Genomic DNA, 16,887 nt, shown 5'->3' on the forward strand with positions numbered 1-16,887 from the left:
AATGTTCACGTTCGGGGCTCAGGCCGCGGCCCGTTCCACCGCCACCTCGCGCCGCCGCAGCGGACGCCACGCCGGCGGCACGACCTCACCCTGCTCGACCAGACGCCGCCGCGTCCGGCGGCGCGCCACGACGATGCCGACGAGAGCCAGCCCCCACACGACGTACTGCACCGTCCACGCGACGCGGAACGCGCCGGGCGTGTACCCGCCCGCGATCCCGAGTACCGCGCCGACGGCGAGGGTGACCAGGAGCGACGCGGTGAACCCGCCGATGTTGACGATGCCGACGGCCGTGCCCTGCCGGTACCCGGGATTCGACGTGCGGGCGTAGTCGAACCCGATCATCGACGCCGGTCCGCCGGCCGCGAGCACCACGACGAGCAGCACGAGCAGCCACGCCGGGACCGGCGGTGGGACGAGCAGCACGGCGGTCCAGGCCGCGGCCGTCGTCGTGATCACGCCGATGACCAGCCACGAGCGGCGCATCGGGCGCCGGGCGGCGAACTCGCCGAACGCCGGGCCGGCCACCACGCCCACGACGACGAGGACCGTCAGCAACGCCCCCGCCGCCGCCGGGGACATCCCCTGGCCGGCGACGAGGTACGGCACGCCCCACATCAGCGCGAACACCGTGCCCGCGAACTGGGTGCCGGTGTGGGTCCACAGCCCGAGGCGGGTGCCGGGCTCGGTCCACGACGACCGCAGCAGCGCCCGCACGTCACGCCAGGACGCGGCCGCGACCGGCGCGGTGACGCCGGCCGGCCGGTTGCGGAACACCGCCAGCACCGCGAGCGCGGCCGCGACGCCCAGTGCCGCCGCCGACACGAAGGCCGGCGCCCAGCCGACGTGGTGCAGCAGCAGCGCGAACGGGACGGCCGACAGCACCTGCCCGCCCTGTCCGAGCAGTCCGGTGAGCTGCGTCAGCACCGGGACCTGCCGTGCCGGGAACCACGCGTTGACCACCGAGAGCACGCTGATGAACGTCAACGCGTCACCGGCACCGACCAGCACCCGCGCCGCGATCGCCAGCGGCAGCGTCGAGGCCAGCGCCAGCAGCAGCTGCCCGACGGCCATCACCAGCGCCCCGAGGACGACGAGCCGCCGGGCGCCGAACCGGTCGAGCAGCAGCCCCGTCGGGATCTGCAGCGCCGCATAGACCAGCAGCTGCAGCACGAGGAACCCGGAGAGCACGGCGGGTGCCGCTCCGAAGCGGTCGGCGGCGTCGAGCCCGGCGACCCCGAACGTCGTCCTGTTCATCACGCCCACGAGATAGGCGAACAGTCCGACCGACCACACGACCCAGCGACGACCACTCACATCCATGACAGGACAATGGTGCGCGCAGGCGGCGCCGAACGGGATGCTGTGCGGGCCGCCTCACGTTGTGAGGTGTGTCGGGCCGGAGACGCCCGGCGGCGGACAGGTGTCCCGCGAGGGACGCGAGGCGGACGGCCGGAGGAAGAGGATCACGGTGCTCGACCCGCAGGAGCTCTACACGGTGGCCGAGGACGCCCCGCAGCTGAGCGAGCCGGTGCTGGTGGTCGTGCTCGACGGGTTCGTCGACGCCGGCAACGCGGCACGGCTCGCGGCGGAGGCGCTCGTCGAGGGCCGGGACACGACGCCGGTCGTGCACTTCGACGTCGACCAGCTCGTCGACTACCGGTCGCGGCGGCCGCCGCTGCAGTTCGAGACCGACCACTGGGCCTCCTACAGCCCGCCCACGCTCGACATCGTGGCCCTCACCGACACCGGGGACACGCCGTACCTGCTGCTCAGCGGGCCGGAGCCCGACACGCAGTGGGAGCGGTTCGTGGCCGCGGTCGAGCAGATCGTGCGGCGCTTCGGGATCCGGCTGGTGATCACGCTGTCGGGCATCCCGATGGCCGTGCCGCACACGCGCCCCATCGGGGTCACCGCACACGCCTCCCGCCCCGAGCTCGTCGAGGGCCACACGGCCTGGTTCGGCAGCGCGCAGGTCCCCGGCAGCGCCGTCGCCCTCCTCGAGTACCGCCTGGGTGAGGCCGGGATCGACGCCATGGGGTTCGCCGTGCACGTGCCCCACTACCTCGCCCGCGCCGAGTACCCGCAGGCCGCGCGCACGCTGCTCGACCACACCGGCGTCGCGGCCGGGCTGTTCATGCCCACCGAGTCGCTGACCAAGGCCGCCGAGCGGACCGAGGCCGAGATCGCCGAGCAGGTGGAGAACTCCGAGGAGGTCGCGCAGGTCGTCACCGCCCTGGAGCGGCAGTACGACACCGTCGCCGAGGGTCGCGCGGGCGCCGGTGCCGGGGGGCTCGGTGGCGAGCTGCCCAGCGCCGACGAGCTCGCGGCCGAGGTCGAGCGGTTCCTCGCCGCCCGCGACCCCGGCGACGAGCTGCCGGGCGACGACCCGGCCGACGGCCCGTCCGACCCCGACCGCTGACGTCAGGCGTCGGTGACGTCAGGCGTCGGTGACGTCGAGCGCCGCCGCGACGATCCCGTCGGTGCCGATGCCGTGGTACCGGTAGACCGACTCGAGGTCGCCGGACTGCCCGAACCGCGACACCCCGAGGTGGGTGGCCCGCTGCCGGTGGATCCCGCCCAGGAACGCGAGCGTGTGCGGGTGCCCGTCGAGCACCGTGACCAGCGGCGCGGCGCGGTGCGCGGGGAAGGCCGCGTCGAGCACCCAGCTCTCGGCGTCACCGTGCCCGGCACGGGCCTGCACCGCCTCGAACAGCAGGCCGGGGCTGGTGACGCAGACGACGTCCGCCGCGATCCCCTGCTCGGCGAGCCGGTCGGCCGCGGCCAGCGCCTCGGGCACGATCGCGCCCATCGAGGCGATGGTGACGTCCGGGGTCCCCGCCGACCTCCGCAGCGGGTACGCGCCCGCGACGACCTGCTTGCGCCGGCGCTCGCGCGCCGCCGGGTCGGCGGGCACCGCCGCGAGGGTCTGGTCGACCGGGCGGGTCGAGAGCCGCAGGTAGGCCGACGTCCCGTCGGGCCGGCCCAGGCGCGCGAGCGACGCGAGCAGCGTCCACTCCACGTCGATCGCGAACGCCGGCTCGTAGGTGATGCAGCCCGGCTGCTCCAGACCGACCGACGGCGTCGTCACCGACTGGTGCGCACCGCCCTCCGGTGCGAGCGACACCCCTGACGGCGTGCCGACGAGGATCGACTGCCCGCCCGCGTAGATGCCGAACGACCACGGCTCCAGTGCGCGCTCGACGAACGGGTCGTAGAGCACCCCGATCGGCAGCAGCGGCTGGCCCCACCGGCTCCAGGTCGCACCCAGCTCCCCCAGCAGCCCGACGAGGTTGCCCTCGGCGATGCCCAGCTCCAGGTGCTGGCCGGTGGGCCGCTCGCGCCAGTGCAGGATCGTCTCGGGGTCGTCGTCGAACCAGTCGCGACGCTCGGCCGCCGACCACACGCCGACCTTGTTGACCCAGCCGCCCAGGTTCGTCGACGACGACACGTCCGGGCACAGCGTCACCACGCGCGCCGCGGCCTCCGGGGCCGACCGGGTGAGGTCGAGCAGCGTCCGGCCCAGCGCCGCCTGGGTCGTCGCCCGGCCCGACGGGGTGCGCCCGATGTCGGTGGGCAGGTCGACGGCGGGAAGCGCGGGCACGGGCTCGCGACGCAGCCGCGCCGCGGTCCGCCGGCACAGCTCGTCGGCCGCGGACCCGGCCGGGAACCGTGCCCACGGCGCCTCGGTCGACGCGCCGACGGCGTCGGCGAGCTCGGCGAGCTGCTCGGCGGTCAGCAGCGACGAGTGGTTCTGCGGATGGCCCTCCGTCGCCAGCCCGCGGCCCTTGACCGTGTAGGCGAGGATCACCGTCGGGCGGGTGTCGTCGATGGCGCGCAGTGCGTCGCCGACGGCCTGCAGGTCGTGCCCGCCCAGGTTGCGGATCGCGGCGTGCAGGGTCTCGTCGTCGAGTGTGCCGACGAGCTGCGCCAGCTCCGGGCAGTCGGGCAGCCGCTCGCGCAGCTGGGCGGGCGTGCAGCGCAGCAGCCGCTGGTACTCGGGGTTGGGCATCTCGTCGATGCGCCGGCGCAGCGCGTCGCCGCCGGGGCGGGCGAACAGCTCGTGCAGCAGCCGGCCGTACTTGACCGTCAGCACCTGCCAGCCCGCGGCCTCGAACATGCCCTGGATGCGCAGCGCACCGATGTTCGGGACGACGCGGTCGAGCGACTGCCGGTTGAGGTCGACGATCCAGACGACCTCCCCGAGCTCGGCGACCATCGGGTCGAGGATCGCCTCCCAGCAGGCGCCCTCGTCGAGCTCGGCGTCGCCGACCAGCGAGTACTGCCGGCCGGTGCCCGCGCCGCCGCCCTTGGACTCCACGTAGCGACGGGCCAGCGCACCCCAGATCGGGGCCGTCGCGCCGATGCCGACCGACCCCGTCGAGTAGTCGACCGGGTCGGGGTCCTTGGACCGGCTCGGGTAGGACTGCAGGCCGCCGAACTCGCGCAGCGTGGTCAGGTAGCGCTCGTCGAGCTCGCCCAGCAGGTAGTTCACCGCGTGCAGGACCGGCGAGGCGTGCGGCTTGACCGACACCCGGTCCTCGGCCCGCAGGTGCTCGAACCACAGCGCGGTCATGATCGTCACCATCGAGGCCGACGACGCCTGGTGCCCGCCGACCTTGAGGCCCGTGGGGTTGGGCCGCACCCGGTTGGCGTGGTCGATGATCGCCGTCGAGAGCCAGAGCACCCGCTTCTCGACGTCGGTGAGCACGGCCAACCGGTCCGCAGGTGTCGCGGCGGCAGGGACGGCCGGTGCGGCGGTGCTCATTCCGATCACTCTCCGGGCTGTAGGACGGCAAGTTGCCCGCACATCCGACCACCGACACGATGTCTGCACCAGCTCTCGGCCGGAGACCGTGCAGACTGCCCGGTCCCCGCGCTCCCACCCGCACGAGAAAGGGGCATCGTGCCCAGTGAGCCGACGACCGACCTCCGGAAGGACCCCCGGATCGACCCGAGCGGGCACCGGATCGACGCCGTGGACGCGCGGCTGCTGCTCGCCCTCGCCGAGAGCCCGCGCGCCACGGTGCTCGCGCTCGCCGAGCGGGTGGGCATGTCACGCAACACCGTGCAGGCCCGGCTGGCGCGGCTCGACCAGCACGGCGTCCTCGGCGGCTTCGAGCGCCGCATCGACACCACCGCGCTGGGCTACCCGCTCGTCGCCTACGTGACGGTGCAGGTCACCCAGCGCCGCCTCGACGAGGTCGGGGCCGCCCTCGGGCAGGTGCCGGAGGTGCTGGAGGTGCTGGGCATCTCGGGACAGTCCGACCTGCAGGTCCAGGTCGTCGCCCGCGACGCCGACGACCTCTACCGCGTCGCGGGCGAGCTGCTCGCGATCGACGGCGTCGAGCGCACGACGACCGGCCTGGTGATGCGCCGGCTCGTCGACTACCGGGTCGAACCGCTGCTGCGCCGGATCGCCGCGGAGGGGTCGGGGGTGCCCCGATAGTTTGCGGGGCGTGACCGACGTGCTCCCCGCGACCGCCCGCACCCTCTACGCCCGCACCGCCCGCGCCCAGCGCGACGGCCGCGTCCCCGGGCTCGTCGCGGGTGTCGTCCGCGACGGCGGGCTGGCGTGGTCGGCGGCCCGCGGCGACGTCGCCGAGCCGCACCGCGACGTCCAGTACCGGCTGGGGTCGATCACCAAGACCGTCACCGCGATCACCGTGCTGCGACTGCGCGACGAGGGCCTCCTTGACCTCGGCGACCCGCTGGAACACCACGTCCCCGGCACCCCGCTGGGCGACCGCACGCTCGGCCAGCTGCTGTCCCACATGGCCGGCGCGACGTCGGAGAGCCCGGGGACGTGGTGGGAGCGGGCGCCGGGCACGTCGTTGGACGGGCTCGGGCTCTCCCCCGCCGACGCGGTGCTGCCCGCGGCCCGCCGCTTCCACTACTCCAACCTCGGGTTCGGCCTGCTCGGCGAGCTCGTCGCGCGGGTCCGTGGCCGGGCGTGGAGCGACGTCGCCCGCGACGAGGTGCTGCTGCCGCTGGGCATGACCCGCACGACGCCGCGGCCCGTGCCGCCCGCGGCACAGGGCTGGGCCGTGCACCCGTGGGCCGACGTCCGCCAGCCAGAGCCCGAGCACGACGCCGTCGTCATGGCGCCGGCCGGGCAGCTGTGGGCCTCGGCCGCCGACCTCGCCCGGCTCGGCGCCTTCCTGATCGGCGACACCGGCGAGGTACTCGCGCCGGCCACGCTGGAGGAGATGGTGCTGCCCTCGGGCGTCGACAGCGGCGACACCGTCGGCTGGTCGTCCTACGGGCTCGGGGTGCAGGTGCGGCGCGTCGAGGGGGCGACGCTCGTCGGGCACGGCGGCTCGATGCCCGGGTTCCTCGCCGGCCTGTGGGTCGACCGCGACGAGGCCACGGGTGCGCTCGCGCTGGCGAACACCACCTCCGGTCTCGACGGGGGCCTGCCCGCCGCGCTGATCGCGGACGTCAAGGCCGCCGAGCCGACCGTCGTCGGGGCGTGGGCGCCCGCGCCGTCGCCGGTCCCGCTGGAGCTGCTGGGCCCCTGGTACTGGGGGCCGTCGCCGTACGCGCTGCGGGCGATCCCCGGCGGGCTGCTGCACCTGGGCGGGCTGGGCCGTCCCGGCCGGGCGAGCCGCTTCCGCCCGGGCCCCGACGGCACCTGGATCGGGATGGACGGCTACTTCGCGGGCGAGACGCTGCGCCTGGACCCCGTGGCGCTGAACCTGGCCACGTTCGTCTTCACCCGCACGCCCTACGACCCGGCGGCTCCCGTCCCGGGCGGCACCTGTGAGTGGCGATAGTCGCCGGCGCGACCATCGCCACTCACGAGCGTCGGACGCGACGTCGACCCGGTCCTGACCCGCTCACGACCGCTCGGGCCAGTCAGGGCTGCAGGACGACCTTGCCGGTGACGCGGCGCTCGTCGATCGTCGCCAGCGCCTCGGCGGCGCGCTCGAGCGGGAACGTCTGCGAGATCACCGGGGACAGCGCCCCGGACCGCAGGTGCGGCAGCAGGTCCGCCCACTGCCCGTGCACGTAGCCCTCGTGCGAGAGCGCGTACCCGCCCCACGCGACGCCGACGACCTCGGTGTTGCCGAGCAGCAGCCGGTTCACCTTGACGGTCGGGATCTCGCCCGCGGTGAACCCCACCACCAGCACCCGGCCGAACGGGGCGAGCGCACGCAGCGAGTCGGTGAACCGGTCCCCGCCCACCGGGTCGACGACGATGTCGACGCCCTTGCCGCCGGTCAGCTCGCGCGCGGCGTCCTTGAACCCGTCGACGAGGACGGTCTCGTGCGCTCCCGCGGCCCGCGCGACGTCGGCCTTCGCGTCGCTGGACACGACGGCGATGACCCGCGCGTCCATCGCACGGGCGAGCTGGGTCACCGCGGTGCCGATGCCGCCGGCCGCCCCGTGGACGAGCACGGTGTCGCCGGCCCGCAGCCGGCCCCGGACCGCGAGGGTGAAGTGGGCGGTCAGGTAGTTCATCGGCAGGCAGGCGCCCGCGGCGAAGGACACCTCGTCGGGCAGCGGGACGACGTGGTCCGCCGCCACCGCGGCGACCTCGGAGAACGCGCCGTAGCTCGAGAACGCGGCGACCCGCTCCCCGACCGCGAGACCCGAACCCGCCGGCGCCGCCCGCACCACGCCGGCCAGCTCGGAACCGAGCCCGAAGGGCGGGTCGGGCCGGTACTGGTAGAGCCCACGGGTGAGCAGCACGTCCGGGAAGTTCACCCCCGCCGCCCGGACGTCGACGAGCACCTGACCGTCCGCGGCGACGGGCTCCGCGACGTCGACGACCTCGACCGCCGACGGCCCCTCGAGCCGGACCACCTGAACCGAGCGCACCCGGGCACCTCCCCTTCGAGCGTGTCAGCCCATCCTCGCCGGGGCGGCCCCGGCCGTCACCGGCAGGCGGGTCCGGCTCGACGAGGCGATCGTCACGGTCCCGGCGACCGCGACGAGGACGAGCGCGCCCAGCAGCCACGGGTATCCCACGACGTGGGCGAGGACCGCGAGCACCGCGGGCAGCAGGAAGCCGACGTAGGCCAGCGCGTAGTAGACACCCGTCAGGCCGGCGAGCTCCTCGGGGCGGGCCAGCCGCTGGATCTCCAGGAGCCCCGCGACGACCGCGATCCCGTATGCGCCGCCCAGCAGCACCGCCGCGCCGAGCGCCACCCACGGCGACCGGACGACGGCGGCCACGACGCTCAGCGCCAGCCCGCCCGACATCACGATCATCGACACGACGACGGCCCGCGCGTCGGTCGTGCGGTCGAGGCGCTTGGCGATCGGCTGCACGGCGGCGCCGGTGCCCAGCGTCGCGACGGTGACCAGCGTCGAGTAGGCGAGCCCCCACGAGCCGAGCCGGTCGCCCACGAGCTGCGGCATGATCGCGTACGCCACCCCGGCGGACCCGAAGATCCACGGCGCCATCGGGACGACGACCCGCAGGAACCGCGGGTGCCTGACGGCACGGGCGATCGGCGCCGGCCGGCGCGTCCCGCCCGGCACGGTCTCGGGCACCCGCACGAGCAACGGCAGCACGGCCACGGTGAGCACGACGTGCACGACGTAGGGCAGCTCCATCGGCCACGGCCCCCACTGCGCGAGCACGCCGGCCACCCCCGCGCCGAGCCCGAAGCCCAGCGTGAGGGCGAGCGCGGCGCGCCGGGCGCCGGTGCCGGCGGGCGCGTCGTCGTACGGGGGCTCGGAGAGCTCCTTGACCCACGTCGAGCCGACGGCCATCGCGATCGCGACGGCGGTCCCGGTGGCGAAGCGGCCGGCGAAGATCCATACCGGGCCTTCGGCACCGCCCGCGAGCAGCACGCTCGCCACCAGGGAGGCGACGGTCCCGGCGACCATCGACGGCCGCCGTCCCCACCGGGCGACGGCGCGGCCGGCGAGCAGCAGCGTCGGCACCAGCCCGACGACGTACGCACCGAGGAACGCGTCGACGACCGCCACGGAGTAGCCGCCCGTGTCGCGGTACATGCTCAGCAGCGGGGTGAACTGGTTGCCGCCCCAGCCGCAGCAGAACATCGCCGCGGCGACGACGGGCCAGCGCCGCGGCAGGGCGTCGGCGCTCATCGCCCCGGCCGGTGGGTGCCGTCGAGGTGGGCGGGCAGCAGGACGGCGAACCGGTCGGCGTCGCGGGCCTCGATGGCGTCGACGAGCTCGGCGTGTTCGGCGAGCACGACGGCGACCTGCTGCGGGCGCGGAGCGAGCGCGTGCATGCTCATCCGGCGCTGCCGGTCGGCCAGTCCCGCGTAGAACCGGGCGGTCAGCCGGTTGCCGCCCGCGTCGACGATCGTGCGGTGGAACGCCTCGTCGGCGTCGGCCACGCCCGCGAGGTCGCCGGCCTCGGCCTGCTCGCGCTGCCGCTCGATCGCGGCACGCAGCCGGTCGACCGTCGCGGGGACGTCGCCCCCGCGGCGCAGCAGCCGGCGCACGGCCGCGGTCTCGACGGCCTCGCGCGCGTCGAGCACGTCGTCCGCCTCGCCCGCGGGCACCGGCACGACGACGGCCCCGCGCTTCGGGATCAGCTGCAGCAGCTCCTCGGCCTGCAGCCGCAGGAACGCCTCGCGGACCGGGGTGCGGCTCATGCCGAGGCGCTCGGCGATGTCGCCCTCGCTGAGCAGGTGGCCGCCGGGCAGGTCGCCGGACAGGACGAGCTCCTTGGTCGCGGCGTAGGCCCGGTCGGCGGCGGGCTCGGGACGGATCGGGCGGGTCGGGCGGGTCGGCCGGGTCACGGAGCGACCCTATGTCATAGATACAAGCTTGCATCTATGTCTGAGAACAGTGTCACCCGACCGCGTCGGACGACCGCCGGCGACCGCCCTCCTGCCGATCCGGCGGCCACCCGGCGTGACCACCTGGGGCGTCGCGGACCGGCCGGTGATCACCCGCCCCCGGCTGCGCCGCCGCGACCGCGGCCTGGAAGGGTGACCGGCGATGCGTCTGGTTTTCGCGGCACACGAGCACGAGGAGTACGGCCTCGCCCGCGACCGGCTGCTGACCGCGGTGCTGGCCCGGTCCCGGCGGCTCGGCCGGGAGGTCGACGCCGCCCTGGTCGGGGCCGCCCTCGACTACAAGCTCGGTGTCGACGGGCGGCTCGGGCGGTGGACCCGTCGGCACGTCGCCGACGCGCTCGCGGTGTGGTTCCCCCGCACCGTCGCCGTGCCGGACGCCGAGTGGGCGGAGATCCCCAACGCGCTCGACGCGTTGATCGGGACACTCGCCGAGCAGGACCACCTCGACGGCGGCTCGGACACCCCGCAGGACCTGCACCGGCAGGTGGCCGACTCCACGCCCGCGCTCTACGACGCCATGGCCGACGAGCGCAACTACGACCTGGGCAAGTTCTGGAGCGTCCAGATGATGCGCCACGACGTCGACAAGGCCGACGTCCTGGCCGTGCAGCGGTTCCTCGACCGCGCCGCGCGCGACGAGCTCGACATCGACCGCGACGCCCTCGCCGCGATCACCCGCGAGGAAGCCCGCCGGCGCGACGAACCGGTCGACACCACGCCCGACCTCCCCCCGGTGCTGCTGCCCTCGGCCGCCACGCTGGTCGAGGCGGCCCAGGCCTCGGTCGCGCTCGACCGGCTGCGGGCCGTCACCTACTGGGTGCGCGCCGGCCGCCCCCTCACCCGCGACGGCACGCTGTGGCTGTCGGACGCCCTCCTGCTCGCCGACACCCTGGGGCTGGACCGCTTCTACCGCGACACCGCCCGCACCAGCGACGACCTGCCCGAGATCTCACTGCTGGTGTCGTGGGCCCGGCAGGCGCGGCTGGTGCGCGTGGTCAACCGGCGGCTGGTGCCGGTCAAGGGCGCCGGGCCGCTGCTGCACCGGCCGATCGAGCTGTGGCGCCGCGCCTTCGAGGCCCTGGGCAGGCTGGGCGACCACTTCGGCGGGACCGACGTGTTCGGGGCCCCGTCGCTGTTCAGCATGTCGCTCGGCGAGGCCTTCCCGGTGCTGTGGCTGACGCTCTACCGCGCCGCGGGCGGGCCGGTACCCGTCGAGGAGTTCTACCGGCTCGTGCGTGCCGCGGTGAACGGCCAGTTCGGCTGCGTCGTCGACGACCTCGCGGGCGACACCGAGCAGCGGCTGTGGCGGCGCGACGTCGCCGCGCTGCTCGACGCGCTGGAGCTGCTCGGCGCCGTCGAGCTCGAGGAGAGCACCGACCACGACCACCTCGCGACGCTCGCCTGCCGCGACGACCCCGACCCGACCGTCGTGTCGCTGACCCCGATCGGGATCTTGGTCTGCCATCAGCTGCTGGTGGAGCAGGGTGTGCACGCGCCGCTGGTCGGCGAGCTGGCCGACGAGGACGTCGAGTACGTCTGCGTGCGGGTCGCCGACTGCCGTCCGGAGATCGCGGCGGCCGAGCTGGCCGCGTGGGTCGCCGCGCGCGACCCCCGCACGGCCGCCCACGAGCTGACGCGGTTCCTGCGCCGCACCGACGAGCCGCGCCACCGCGAGCTGGTCGTCGCCGCACTGGCCCGGGTCGGCGAGGGCGGCCACGAGGTGACCCGCCGGCTGGAGGAACGCTCGTCCCGGCGGCAGCGCCGCGGGCCGGAGGGACCGCACCGGGTGATCCCCGAGCCGCGGGTACCGGCCCGGCACTGACGACCGCCGGCGATGTCCGCTCGTGGACGTCCGTCGGCGACGTCCCCCGGGCGGCGAGGCGGCTCAGGCGCTGCGCGGGCGCGGGATGCGGGCCTCGAGGTCGGCCCTGCGGGCCAGGGTCGCCGTGTCGCGGGTGAGGTGGTAGTGCCCGTGGTGGGAGCGGTTGCAGCGGTACGACCGCATCGGCAGCGCGCCCAGCGACTCGAACTCGCGAGCGGCCTGCTCCGCCGACTCGCGGTCGGGGTAGATGACCTTCCCGTCGCCACGGGTCCCCTGCCGCCTGGCGACCGCCCCCGACAGCTCTGCGCGGCTGGGCTGGCAGAACTGCGGCCCGCCGTCGGAACGCAGCCGCGCGTGCCGCAGCACGACCGCGGCGCGGGCCGGGTCGCGGACGGGCCTGCGCTGGGCCGGGATGAGCGGCGTCGCCGGTGCGCCCGTGGGCTGCTGGTCAGAGCTCCGGTCGGCCTGCGCGGGGATGAACGGGACGACGGTGCCGCCCGCGCGGTCGGCGGAGGACCCAGGGGCGCCGACGACCGCGTCCTGCTCCGGGCGGCGGGCCTCCGCCGCGCGGGTCGCGTCGCCCTCGATGTTCCGGTCGGTGTCCCGGTCCATGTCGTCCTCCGATCGCCGTTGACCGAGCATCGCGGATTCCCCGGCGTGTCGTTAGCGCTCGCGCCGCCGCTTCGCTCGTTCGTGTGACACGGCGACTATCGGTCACCGAACGTCATGTCAGGCCGCCGTCCGTGCGCCATGACCACCGGATCGGACGCTGCTGCGCCGACCGTCCGGATCACCGCAGGTGAACAGCACGTCGACGACGGGTCACGCGTGCCTGCGCGATCGTGCGGTCCGGACGGGTCAGCACACGACGACCCGACGCCGGGGGCCCTATGTTCGGAGGAGGTCGTCACGACTCGGGGCGAACGGGGGGATCGACGTCCCCCGTTCCGCGCCCGGATGCGGGAGGGGCTCGCGTGCACTGGACGGACGCCTTCGACGCGACCGGGGAAGGCCCCGGCGTGTTCGCCGTGGCGCCCGCACACCGCGGCGCCGTCGTCGACTGGGCCGTCCGTCGTGGCCTCCCGGCCGTCGCGACGCGCGAGGTCGGCGCACCCGCCGTCGACGCCTGGGGGGTGCTCGACGGGGGCGTCCTCCGGCTGCACCCGCACAGCCGGCCGGGCGCCCTCGCGCCGGGCGTGCGCGTCGTCGGGTGGTGTGCGCTGCGGCTCGCCGCCGGCGAGCTGGGTTTCGACGTGCCCGCCGAGGCGCTGCCCGGTGAGCCCGGACCGGTGCCGGACGCGGCGACCCTGCACCGCCGCGCGGCGGTCACCGTGCCACCCGACCCCGCCCCGGTCGAGCAGGCCGAGATGCTCGCGACCTGCATCGACGCGACGACCCTGCGCTGGGTGGCCTCGGCGCTCGCGGCCACCCCGGTCGTCCGGCCGGTCGCGCCGTCGCCGCGGCCACGGCACCGTTCGCAGGTCGGCGGGGTCTGACCGGCCACACTGGTCGGGTGTCGCCGACCCGCTGGGTGCTGCACGTCGACCTCGACCAGTTCATCGCCGCGGTCGAGGTGCAGCGCCGTCCGGAGCTCGCCGGGCGGCCCGTCGTCGTCGGGGGCAACGGGGACCCCTCGGAACGGGCGGTCGTCGCCACCGCGTCCTACGAGGCGCGCGAGTTCGGGGTGCGTTCGGGGATGCCCCTGCGGGTCGCGGCCCGGCGGTGTCCCGACGCCGTCTTCCTGCCCTCCGACGGCCCCGCCTACGAGGAGGCGTCCGAGCGGGTCATGGCCGTGCTGCGCTCGTTCCCCGTCGTCGTCGAGGTGCTGGGATGGGACGAGGCGTTCCTCGGCGCCGTCACCGACGACCCCGAGGCGCTCGCCCACGACGTGCAGCGGGCCGTCACCGAGCGGACCGGGCTCTCCTGCACCGTCGGGATCGGGGACAACACCCTGCGCGCCAAGATCGCCACGGAGTTCGGCAAGCCGGCGGGGACGTTCCGGCTGACCCGCTTCAACTGGTTCGCGACGATGGGCGACCGGCCGACGACCGCGCTGTGGGGCATCGGCACCCGCACCGCGCGCCGGCTCACCGAGCTCGGGTACACGACCGTCACCGAGCTGGCCGAGGCCCGCCCCTCCGACCTCGCCGAGCGCATCGGTCCCGCGATGGGGCCGTACTACGTACAGCTGGCCCGTGGCATCGGTCGCGAGGAGGTGTCCGACGCGCCGCACGTCGCGCGCTCGCGCAGCCGGGAGACGACGTTCCAGCAGAACCTCGAGAGCTGGGCGGCCGTGCGCGAGGAGGTCGCGGCGCTCGCGCTGCGGGTCGCCGACGACGTCCGGGCCGAGGGCAGGCCTGCGCTGCGGGTGGGGGTCAAGGTGCGGTTCGCGCCGTTCACGACGCGGGGCCGGAGCGCGACGTTGCCGGCCCCGACCTCCGACCCTGACGACCTCGTCGCCGCCGCGCTCGCCGTGCTCGACCTGTTCGAGGAGCGGAACCGGCAGCGTCCGGTGCGGCTGCTCGGGGTGCGCGCGGAGTTCGGCCCGCCTCCCTGACCCGCAGCGCCGCCGGTCAGGACGGCCGCCGGTCAGGACGGCCGCCGGTCAGGAGACGGGGCGCCAGGCCGCGCGGCGCAGCGCCCGGTACACGACGCCCGCGTCGCCGAGCCGACGGCGCAGCAGCCGCTCCAGCCCGCCGATCGGGTAGAGGTTCTGCGGCGCGCGGGAGTCCTTGTAGCCGTGGGAGGCATAGCGCGCCAACGTCGCCTGGCTCAGCGCCGCCATCGCGGCGGCCTCTCCCGCGGCCAGGGCGGCACTGCACTCCAGCCGCACCACACCGGCCCACGGCGACCCTGGCGCGGTGGGCAGCCGCAGGTACCAGGTGTGGCGCCGCCACGACGTGCCCAGCAGGAACACCGGGGTCCGCTCGCCCGGCGCCAGCGCCGCGACGACCGGGTCCAGCGCGGGCGGCAGGTACCGCGTGCGGTGGGTCTTGATGTAGCCCAGCGCCCGGGGCAGGTGCTGGCGGCCGCGCAGCGGACCGTCGACGACGAGCAGGTCGTCCTCGGGGAGACCACCCGCCTCACGGGCCCGGGTGGCCGCCTCGACCTCGATCTCGCCGAGGCGGTGCTGCAGGGCCAGCCCGAGGGTCTGCGCGGGCGCCAGGTCGGCCCGCGGCGGCACGACGACCGCGTCGTAGCGCCCGGCCGGGGTCTCGACGTCGACCGCCTCCGGCGCCGTGGTCAGCAGCGAGCGCGCCACCCTGACGGCCGTCGGCTCCGCCCGCTCCCCCGCGCAGCAGACGACACCGGCCGCGTACGACGCGCAGAGCGCCGCCGCGGTCCCGTCACCCGACTCGACCCAGGCCTGCGCGTCGATGCGGCGCACGCCGTCGACGAACAGCGTGGCGGCGGGCGGGCGCACCGCGGGGTCGGGCGGGACGGGCGCCCAGCGGTCGGGGGCGAGCTCCACCGTCGCGTCGACCGTCGCCTCCGAGACGGCGCCCTCGTCGCCGGACTCCGCGTCGAGCCCGGTGCCGTACGACGGGTCCCAGGGATCGACGGTGAAGCGCATCCGCGTCGTGGTCACCGTGTCGGGCACGCGTGTCTCCGTCCGTCGGGGGCTGCGGCGATCGTCGCGGATCCGCGTGCCGCGGCGGTGCACCACCCCCGGTTCGGCGCGTCGCGTCTGCCGCACGGGCCCGCCACCCGCCGTTCACCGATCCGCGGGCGCGAACTGTCGGTGGGTGGTGCCAGGCTCGGCCACACCGCAACAGCCCGACCGGGCCCGACACTCACGGAGGTGTGAGATGGCCACTCACGAGGGGCAGTGGAAAGCCGGCACGCCGTGCTGGGTCGACCTCAACGTTCCCGACGTCCCCACTGCCACCGCGTTCTACTCCGCGGTGCTGGGATGGTCGTTCGTCGACACGGGCGCCGAGTTCGGCAACTACCAGATCGCGCAGGTCGACGGCAGGGCCGCGGCCGGCATCGGGCCGATCATGCAGGAGGGCCAGCCGTCGTTCTGGACGCTGTACCTGGCCAGCGACGATGCCGACGCGACCGCCAAGCTCGTCACCGACAACGGCGGGAGCCTCATCGCCGGCCCGATGGACATCCCGGGCAGCGGCCGGATGGTGATCGCCACCGACACCGCCGGCGCGGTGTTCGGGGTGTGGCAGACGCTGGGCATGAACGGTGCCGAGGTCGTCAACGAACCGGGCGGGCTGGTGTGGGAGGACGCCCGGCTCACCGACCCGGAGACGGCGCGCGCGTTCTACGCGGCGGTGTTCGGCTACACCTACGACGCCGTCGACGGCGCTCCGGAGGACTACACGACGTTCGCGCTCGACGGTGAGATCAAGGGCGGCATGGGCGGGCTGATGGGTGCGCCCGACGGCACGCCCAGTCACTGGATCGCCTACTTCGGCGCCGCCGACGTCGACGCGGCGGTCGCGCAGGTCCAGGCGAACGGCGGTTCGGTGATGATGGCTCCGCAGAACACACCGTTCGGCCGCATGGGGATCGTCGCCGACCCGTTCGGCGCCCCGTTCTGCCTGCACGGGGAGGTCACCGGGTGAGCGCCGCGGGGGCCCCGGCCCGGCACCGGGTCAGGGGCCCTCGCGCACGACCGTCGCGCTGCGCTGGTCGCGGCTGACCTGGAACCGGACCGGCACCCGTTCGGCCAGCGCCGCGACGTGCGTGATCACCCCGACCATCCGGTCGCCGCGTCCCGCGAGGTTCTCCAGCGTGCTCGCGACGATCTCGAGGTTCGCCTCGTCGAGCGTTCCGAAGCCCTCGTCGAGGAAGATCGAGTCGAGCCGCGCGGCGCCGTCGGCGGCGAGCGAGGACATCTGCGCCGACAACGCCAGCGCAAGCGCAAGGCTGGCCTGGAACGTCTCGCCGCCGGAGAGGGTCTTCACCGGGCGGTGCGCGTCGGCGTCGGCATGGTCGACGACGACGAACTCGCCGTGGTCGTGGGTCAACTCGAACTGGCCCCCGGACAGCTCCGCGAGGCTCTCGGAGGCGTCGGCGACGAGGACGTCGAGCGCGGAGGCGACCAGCCAGCGCGGGAACTGATCCGAGCGCAGCAGCTGCCCGAGCATGCGGGCGACCTGCTGGTTCTCCTCGGCCGCGGCACGGTCGGCACGCAGCCTGGCCGCCTCCGCGACGCGTTCGGCGAGCCGGTCGCGTGCCGCCTGCGCCTTGGCGTGCTCGGTGGCGACGACGGAGACCGCCCGCTGCACCAACCGGTCGGTCTCGTCGGCGGCGGAGCCG

15 protein-coding genes are annotated in these 16,887 nt (G+C 75.3%); 7 read left to right on the top strand and 8 right to left on the bottom strand.

The annotated features are described in order from the left end of the window. Window positions 1-18: 18 nt before the first annotated feature. Complete coding sequence (locus PSD17_RS15635) at window positions 19-1,323, bottom strand: MFS transporter (protein WP_013676012.1); 1,305 nt, start codon at window positions 1,321-1,323, stop codon at window positions 19-21. A gap of 148 nt (window positions 1,324-1,471) precedes the next feature. Here PSD17_RS15635 and PSD17_RS15640 point away from each other — a divergent pair, with 148 nt between their 5' ends. Continuing rightward, entirely contained in the window at window positions 1,472-2,422 is a 951-nt protein-coding gene (locus PSD17_RS15640) for a proteasome assembly chaperone family protein (RefSeq protein WP_103381418.1), read from the top strand. An 18-nt stretch (window positions 2,423-2,440) separates the two neighbouring features. Here PSD17_RS15640 and PSD17_RS15645 read toward each other — a convergent pair whose 3' ends face one another. Next, window positions 2,441-4,768: a transketolase-like TK C-terminal-containing protein gene (locus PSD17_RS15645; protein ID WP_013676014.1), complete on the bottom strand. Its 2,328-nt coding sequence runs from the start codon at window positions 4,766-4,768 to the stop codon at window positions 2,441-2,443. A 138-nt stretch (window positions 4,769-4,906) separates the two neighbouring features. Between PSD17_RS15645 and PSD17_RS15650 the strand changes: the two genes are divergently transcribed. Next, window positions 4,907-5,449, top strand: a complete 543-nt coding sequence (locus PSD17_RS15650) for an Lrp/AsnC family transcriptional regulator (protein WP_013676015.1) — start codon at window positions 4,907-4,909, stop codon at window positions 5,447-5,449. 10 nt (window positions 5,450-5,459) lie between these two features. Then, on the top strand, window positions 5,460-6,776 hold the full coding sequence (locus PSD17_RS15655; protein WP_013676016.1) for a serine hydrolase domain-containing protein: 1,317 nt from the start codon (window positions 5,460-5,462) through the stop codon (window positions 6,774-6,776). An 82-nt stretch (window positions 6,777-6,858) separates the two neighbouring features. Here PSD17_RS15655 and PSD17_RS15660 read toward each other — a convergent pair whose 3' ends face one another. Genes PSD17_RS15660 through PSD17_RS15670 form a run of 3 tightly spaced genes read right to left on the bottom strand, consistent with a single transcriptional unit; the run spans window position 6,859 to window position 9,728 of the window. Beyond that, window positions 6,859-7,824 (bottom strand): NADPH:quinone oxidoreductase family protein, encoded by a 966-nt coding sequence (locus PSD17_RS15660; RefSeq protein WP_339123180.1) that lies wholly within the window; start codon window positions 7,822-7,824, stop codon window positions 6,859-6,861. 24 nt (window positions 7,825-7,848) lie between these two features. Next, the gene (locus tag PSD17_RS15665) at window positions 7,849-9,066 is read right to left on the bottom strand and encodes an MFS transporter (RefSeq protein WP_339123182.1); all 1,218 of its coding nucleotides are present in this window, start codon (window positions 9,064-9,066) and stop codon (window positions 7,849-7,851) included. Continuing rightward, window positions 9,063-9,728, bottom strand: a complete 666-nt coding sequence (locus PSD17_RS15670; protein WP_013676019.1) for a GntR family transcriptional regulator — start codon at window positions 9,726-9,728, stop codon at window positions 9,063-9,065. The genes PSD17_RS15665 and PSD17_RS15670 overlap by 4 nt, the downstream gene beginning before the upstream one ends. 202 nt (window positions 9,729-9,930) lie before the next feature. On the opposite strand from PSD17_RS15670, the gene PSD17_RS15675 reads away from it, so the two are divergent. Continuing rightward, window positions 9,931-11,610 (top strand): hypothetical protein, encoded by a 1,680-nt coding sequence (locus PSD17_RS15675; protein WP_339123184.1) that lies wholly within the window; start codon window positions 9,931-9,933, stop codon window positions 11,608-11,610. A gap of 63 nt (window positions 11,611-11,673) precedes the next feature. On the opposite strand, the gene PSD17_RS15680 is transcribed toward PSD17_RS15675, so the two are convergent. Continuing rightward, entirely contained in the window at window positions 11,674-12,222 is a 549-nt protein-coding gene (locus PSD17_RS15680) for a hypothetical protein (RefSeq protein WP_013676021.1), read from the bottom strand. 362 nt (window positions 12,223-12,584) lie between these two features. On the opposite strand from PSD17_RS15680, the gene PSD17_RS15685 reads away from it, so the two are divergent. Together PSD17_RS15685 and PSD17_RS15690 are read left to right on the top strand one after the other, a co-directional pair. Continuing rightward, entirely contained in the window at window positions 12,585-13,106 is a 522-nt protein-coding gene (locus PSD17_RS15685) for a hypothetical protein (protein ID WP_339123186.1), read from the top strand. Window positions 13,107-13,123: 17 nt separating this feature from the next. Next, window positions 13,124-14,167, top strand: a complete 1,044-nt coding sequence (locus PSD17_RS15690; RefSeq protein WP_339123188.1) for a DNA polymerase IV — start codon at window positions 13,124-13,126, stop codon at window positions 14,165-14,167. A gap of 48 nt (window positions 14,168-14,215) precedes the next feature. On the opposite strand, the gene PSD17_RS15695 is transcribed toward PSD17_RS15690, so the two are convergent. Then, complete coding sequence (locus tag PSD17_RS15695; RefSeq protein WP_339123190.1) at window positions 14,216-15,211, bottom strand: hypothetical protein; 996 nt, start codon at window positions 15,209-15,211, stop codon at window positions 14,216-14,218. 208 nt (window positions 15,212-15,419) lie between these two features. On the opposite strand from PSD17_RS15695, the gene PSD17_RS15700 reads away from it, so the two are divergent. Continuing rightward, window positions 15,420-16,190 (top strand): VOC family protein, encoded by a 771-nt coding sequence (locus PSD17_RS15700; protein ID WP_013676025.1) that lies wholly within the window; start codon window positions 15,420-15,422, stop codon window positions 16,188-16,190. A 30-nt stretch (window positions 16,191-16,220) separates the two neighbouring features. Here the strand turns inward: PSD17_RS15700 and PSD17_RS15705 are convergent. Beyond that, on the bottom strand, window positions 16,221-16,887 hold a 667-nt coding region (locus PSD17_RS15705; protein ID WP_339123196.1), incomplete at its 5' end, for an SbcC/MukB-like Walker B domain-containing protein.

Source organism: Pseudonocardia sp. D17 (assembly GCF_036984265.1).
GTDB lineage: Bacteria > Actinomycetota > Actinomycetes > Mycobacteriales > Pseudonocardiaceae > Pseudonocardia > Pseudonocardia benzenivorans.

Bases quoted from the DNA above. Each gene is read 5' to 3' on its own strand.
- PSD17_RS15635 (WP_013676012.1), bottom strand. From the start codon at position 1,323: ATGGATGTGAGTGGTCGTCGCTGGGTCGTGTGGTCGGTCGGACTGTTC.
- PSD17_RS15645 (WP_013676014.1), bottom strand. From the start codon at position 4,768: ATGAGCACCGCCGCACCGGCCGTCCCTGCCGCCGCGACACCTGCGGAC.
- PSD17_RS15665 (WP_339123182.1), bottom strand. From the start codon at position 9,066: ATGAGCGCCGACGCCCTGCCGCGGCGCTGGCCCGTCGTCGCCGCGGCG.
- PSD17_RS15680 (WP_013676021.1), bottom strand. From the start codon at position 12,222: ATGGACCGGGACACCGACCGGAACATCGAGGGCGACGCGACCCGCGCG.
- PSD17_RS15675 (WP_339123184.1), top strand. From the start codon at position 9,931: ATGCGTCTGGTTTTCGCGGCACACGAGCACGAGGAGTACGGCCTCGCC.
- PSD17_RS15700 (WP_013676025.1), top strand. From the start codon at position 15,420: ATGGCCACTCACGAGGGGCAGTGGAAAGCCGGCACGCCGTGCTGGGTC.